The following is a 4,816-nucleotide window of genomic DNA, read 5'->3' as shown; positions in this document are numbered from 1 at the left end:
CCGAGAATCATTGCATCAAAGGAGGATAAATGTGGATCGATCTGGCCACCCGGCTTACTTGACCAATGGGTCGGATAGACAACGCTGACATCAACATCCTGCACATCCCTCGACTGGTAGACCCGGCAGCCAAGAGGGCGATGCAGGGTTACCGCGTGACTTACATTCCTGTAACCGTTGGACAGGTATCGCTTGTCAGAATCGCCAAGTATCTCGTCAAAATCCTTCACAGCACCCTCCGCCAGGCTCGTCGTCGTTAACAAGTGAGGCCACAGACTTAGTATCACAGACTTAGTATAGAGCGCAACGGGGTCCCGGAGCTTAGGCGATAGCACCTAGGCGCCTCCTCGTCTCGCACCAGGGGCACGTCCCCCGCGGCAGCCCGTCCGTTTGGACGGCCCTATGCCGTTTCGGTTGACCCCATTGACTTACGGGACTCGAATAGCTCGCCGATAGTACCGAAGTAGCCTGCTCGCCGGATCTGCCCTACCGCATTGGCCTTGACGAATACCTTCCACATGTCTGCGACTGACTCGAACAGGTCCTCGCGGTCGCATGTGGCTTGGGACATGAGCTGACTGCCGGTGAAGTATGCGACCAACGATCTTGCGAGTCTCTCCGGCGGGAGATCACCGTCGAGAACTCCTGTTCGTATCGCGCGGTTGAGCAAGTAGCCCACCCCTCTGGTCCACTCTCCATACGAACGGGCCGAGGCTTCCCGAAGAGCACCCTGGCCTAGCGCGAGGTTAATGCCAGCCCGAGTCACTGCGTCCTCCTGCAGTTTTATGCAAATCACATAGGAAGCTCGAAACAGCTGGACCAAGGGATCGGAAGCGTCGTCGAGGCCCTCATTAATCTCGGCGTACATGCGATCATGTTGCTCCTGTATCACGCCGAGAGCAATTTGCTCCTTAGTCTTAAAGTGAAAATAGAGCGAGCCTTGAGATATACCCGAAGCGCGCGTAATGTCGGACAGCGTTGCATCTGAGTACCCCTTGTTTTCGAACACTCGGGCGGCGCCCTCAATGATCGCTCGCTGGGTCCGTTGCCCGCGTTCCTGACTTGGCTCCCTGCGCTTTGTCACGTGTGACCTTTCTACTTGTATCGTCTCAGCTATGGAAGCCCAATACTTTACCATCGAAGTACTGGTCCAAGCATGAACCCAGGTCTCTACCATTTAGACATGTAGGCATCCTGGTACCATTCGGCATCTTCCGCATATATGAGCTCGGCCCGAGAGCCGGCTTCTGCAAACTCACTTGTGAGCCGTGCCGTACTTACCCAGGTGTCTTCGAATAAGAATCTGGCTTTGCTACGCAACGCCTCAGGAACATCTGCGTGCTCATGCCGCATAGGACTTCGCGTGGACCCTGTCGCCTGATCGATGGAAGGAAGCAAGCCTGCGATAGTTTTGAGAACTGTATAGGCCGAAGTCGGCTGCGGGTCTGCGACATGGTACAGGTTATAACGGAGCGTAGGCGCCTGACAGATGGTCGTCACGATTTGACCGAGCCGCTTCCGGTTGATGAAAGAAGTGCGTCCTCCTGCCGCTTGCGCCAGCGCGGGGTATCGGCGGAGGAGCTGGAGATACGCTGGTATAACCCACCGGTCTCCTCGGCCGAGTACAAAGTGGGGGCGCAAGATGATCCCACTGTTCTCGCGCACCATCGTTTCGGCAGCGTACCTTGACTTGCTCAACGCTGATCGAGGGCGAGGTGCGACCTCGTCTTCTTTCATTCCGGGTTGAAGAGCACCTCCGTACACTCCGCAGGTGCTCACGTAGATGAACCGTGGGATGCGCAGCTGTGTCGCGACCTTGAGCAAGCGTGATGTACCTGCAACGTTAGTTCGGTATTGCTCGTCTTCGTCTTCCCCGGTGTAGCTGGCAGCGTGGACGATAGCTCGTGCGCCGTTGAGTAACTCATGGATAGCGGATTCAGAGTCGAGACCTGTGGGCGCCGTTGTGGTTTGGACGCCGGGAATCGGATCGATGTAAGACCGCGTGAGGACGCGCACGCAGTCATTCGAATCGAGTAATGCACGGAGTATGCCCGCCCCGACGAAGCCTGTCGATCCGACCACGGCGACCGGTCCCATGGACGCGGAGGAATCGCCGCACCGGCGTGGAGTGTCTCCGCCCACGAGCATCACGTGCGCTCGCGCCGTGGGACCGGTGGTCGCGGAGCTGCGACGGTGAGACGATGCGCATGAGTCATGCGCCCAGTTTAGTCCCCGCGGCACGTGATGCTGGACAAGGTGGGCCTGCGGCCATCAGTCTCGACCAATCTTCCGTTGCCCCTGGGTCCGATGTACGTTGCCGCAGACGGTTCTTCACGCGTGGCGGAGTCTCACTCCAGGTGTTGGTGGGCTGCGAGGCTCCTGTACAGAGGGCTGGCGTGCATGAGTTCGTGGTGGCTCCCTTGCGCGGCGACTCTCCCCGAATCGAGAACGATGATGCGATCGGCTGCCTGCACCGTTGAAAGTCTATGAGCAACCATAATTACTGTGCGGTCTCGAGCACTCGCACTGATCGCTGTTTGGATGAGGTCCTCGTTGTGGGAGTCTACGCTCGACGTTGGTTCATCGAGTAACAAGACGGGAGCTTCGGAGAGAAGGAGCCGCGCAAGCGAAAGCCGTTGGCATTCGCCGCCGGACAGGTTGATGCCACGATCGCCGAGAGGAGATTCGAGCCCGTGCGAGTCGAGGAACCGCTTCTCCAGGTTCACACTTCTCAATGCGCTCCAGCACTCCGTGTCTGAGGCCTGCACATCTCCCAGAAGAAGGTTCTCTCGCACCGACCCCGCAAGCACGGGAGCATTTTGTTCCACGTAAGCGATTTGTTGTCGAAGGACGCGCCGGTCCATCTCATAGATACTCTCGCCGTCAAGGAGGATGCGCCCAGAGTCGGCGTCGTAGAAGCGTTCAATGAGCGACAGCAAAGTAGACTTTCCGGATCCCGACGGGCCTACGATCGCTACGAACTCTCCGCGCTTCGCTTCCAAAGAGACGTCGACGAGTGCGATTTCCCCAGTGTGATAGCGGAACGCAACCTCCTCAACAACCAGGTGCTTTCCTTCGCAGTCCAGACGCGTATTCTCGAATGCCTTGAGGGAATCGTTTGCGCTCTCCGAGGGTATCCGCAGGATCTGCTGGATCCGCTCCATGGCACCCAAAGCTCCCCTGACCGTGACGATTGCCGTGACAATCTGGCTCAGCGGCATCGTGACCAAGAACAGGAAGAGGACGAATGAGACGAGATCGGCGACGTCAATCCTGCCTGCGGCCACTCGCGCTCCGCCTACCCCTAGCACGGCGAGGAAAGCGGCTTGCATGGCCAGACCGCTGGAGGGGCCAAGCACCCCGTCTATACGTGCGATCCGGACCCCTTGCCGATACGCAGTCTCAGCTTCGCCCGCGATCTCCGAGTCCATCTGACGTTCGGCCGACGTCGCTCGGACCGTCCGGATCGCAGAGAGAGCACGCTCCATGCTCGCTCCGAGCCGACCGACTGCCTCTTGGGCAGCGGTGGTGAAGCGTTGAATCTTTCGGGAGGCGAAAACGATCAGACAAAGAGCGGAGACACTGACGACAAGCACGACGAGCAGCATCATCGGGTCGATCAGAGCCATCGCGACGATGGCGCCAGACACGAGGATCAGTCCCCCGAACGCGTCCAGAAGACCCCCCGTGAAGGCCGTCCGCACCATGGTTGTATCCGAACTGAGACGTGTAACTAAGTCTCCCGTGCGGTGAGAGTCGTGAACACTAATGGGAAGCCGCAGTAGGTGCTGGACCAGTTGCCTTCGCAGCCTCAGAATCGCCGATTCACCCGTCCGCGTGAGGATGTACTGTCTGAGTCCCTGCAGGACAGCCGCAACAAGCACGAGCACCACAACCAGCAAAACCCAGCCGCCGACGGGCTGGTGGCCGATGCTGCTGATCAACTGATTGATCACAAGCGGCTGTGCGAGGCTCACCCCCGCCCCGACGACCGAGACCGCTGCGGCAACGAGCAACGTCGCCCGCTCTTTCAACAGGACGCGCAGCAGCGCGCGACCAGGCGTGGTCCCCGTCTCCGGGGACGCGGACTCCTCCTCTAGGGTTCTACGCATTCTTACCACCCTTTGCACTCGGTGATGATCGCGTCGCGCACGCAACCAGCGAGGGTCGAAGCACCCCGCGAAGCCACGAAAAGGCGCACCCCACCGCTTCCGATTCTAAGTTGAGCGCCTTAGTTGTCAAGGGTGCTCGGGCTTGCGCTCTCGGCACGCCAGACGGGAGCCTGCAACAGTGTCGTCGGCTGCCTTCCCGTGCGCTCGCCGCCCCGATCCACAATGCTGCGCAGCGGGGCAAGAAGCAGCTCCAGGCGTAGATCCGCGGGTCTTCCCGTTCGCCGACCCGCAAGAGGGACGCCGCCCCAAAGTGACGACTACGCAACACGCTGTCGGCTCATCGGTCTCGTCAACGGCTGCCCAGTGCGCGTAGTCACAGGCCAGACCCACCCGCTTTACTTAGGTGGTTACCTGCGTTAGTCTGAAGTCGGAGGCTCGACGAGAACCCGACGGCCTGGCCGGCAGGCCGGCGCCGCGGACGTCGAAGCCCCGGGAAGGAGGTGACGACACTATGACTGCAACGCTGGAAGCCGAGAAGGTCATGGACATCGATCTCGAGATCGACATCGATGCCATGCCCACCGACGCTGATGCCGAGCCCATGCTCACCAGCATCAGCCTGTGCACTCCGGGCTGCACGAGCCCCGGAGGCGGGAGCCAGTGCAGCTGGTGCTGCTGAGGCGCAGCTCTTGCACAGGAGATCA

Annotated in this window: 5 protein-coding genes; 1 reads left to right on the top strand and 4 read right to left on the bottom strand. The window is 59.9% G+C overall.

Translation table 11 applies throughout. The features are described 5' to 3' along the window. From M3C25_RS12970 to M3C25_RS12960, 4 genes are all read right to left on the bottom strand, one after another. The coding region (locus M3C25_RS12970; protein WP_259857200.1) for an AvrD family protein at window positions 1-230 on the bottom strand (230 nt) is incomplete at its 3' end. Between the two features lie 170 nt (window positions 231-400). Continuing rightward, entirely contained in the window at window positions 401-1,084 is a 684-nt protein-coding gene (locus M3C25_RS12965; RefSeq protein WP_259857198.1) for a ScbR family autoregulator-binding transcription factor, read from the bottom strand. 86 nt (window positions 1,085-1,170) lie between these two features. Then, complete coding sequence (locus M3C25_RS13220) at window positions 1,171-2,097, bottom strand: NAD-dependent epimerase/dehydratase family protein (RefSeq protein ID WP_375545136.1); 927 nt, start codon at window positions 2,095-2,097, stop codon at window positions 1,171-1,173. Window positions 2,098-2,348: 251 nt separating this feature from the next. Then, a complete protein-coding gene (locus tag M3C25_RS12960) occupies window positions 2,349-4,112 on the bottom strand; it encodes an ABC transporter ATP-binding protein (RefSeq protein ID WP_259857191.1) in 1,764 nt (587 codons plus the stop codon). Between the two features lie 511 nt (window positions 4,113-4,623). Here M3C25_RS12960 and M3C25_RS12955 point away from each other — a divergent pair. Next, entirely contained in the window at window positions 4,624-4,791 is a 168-nt protein-coding gene (locus M3C25_RS12955; RefSeq protein WP_259857189.1) for a gallidermin family lantibiotic, read from the top strand. Window positions 4,792-4,816 lie beyond the last annotated feature (25 nt).

The organism is Brevibacterium luteolum, assembly GCF_025147615.1.
GTDB lineage: Bacteria > Actinomycetota > Actinomycetes > Actinomycetales > Brevibacteriaceae > Brevibacterium > Brevibacterium luteolum.
The sequence above is the reverse complement of the archived record's forward strand: the minus strand, read 5'-3'. Positions and strand labels throughout refer to the sequence as shown.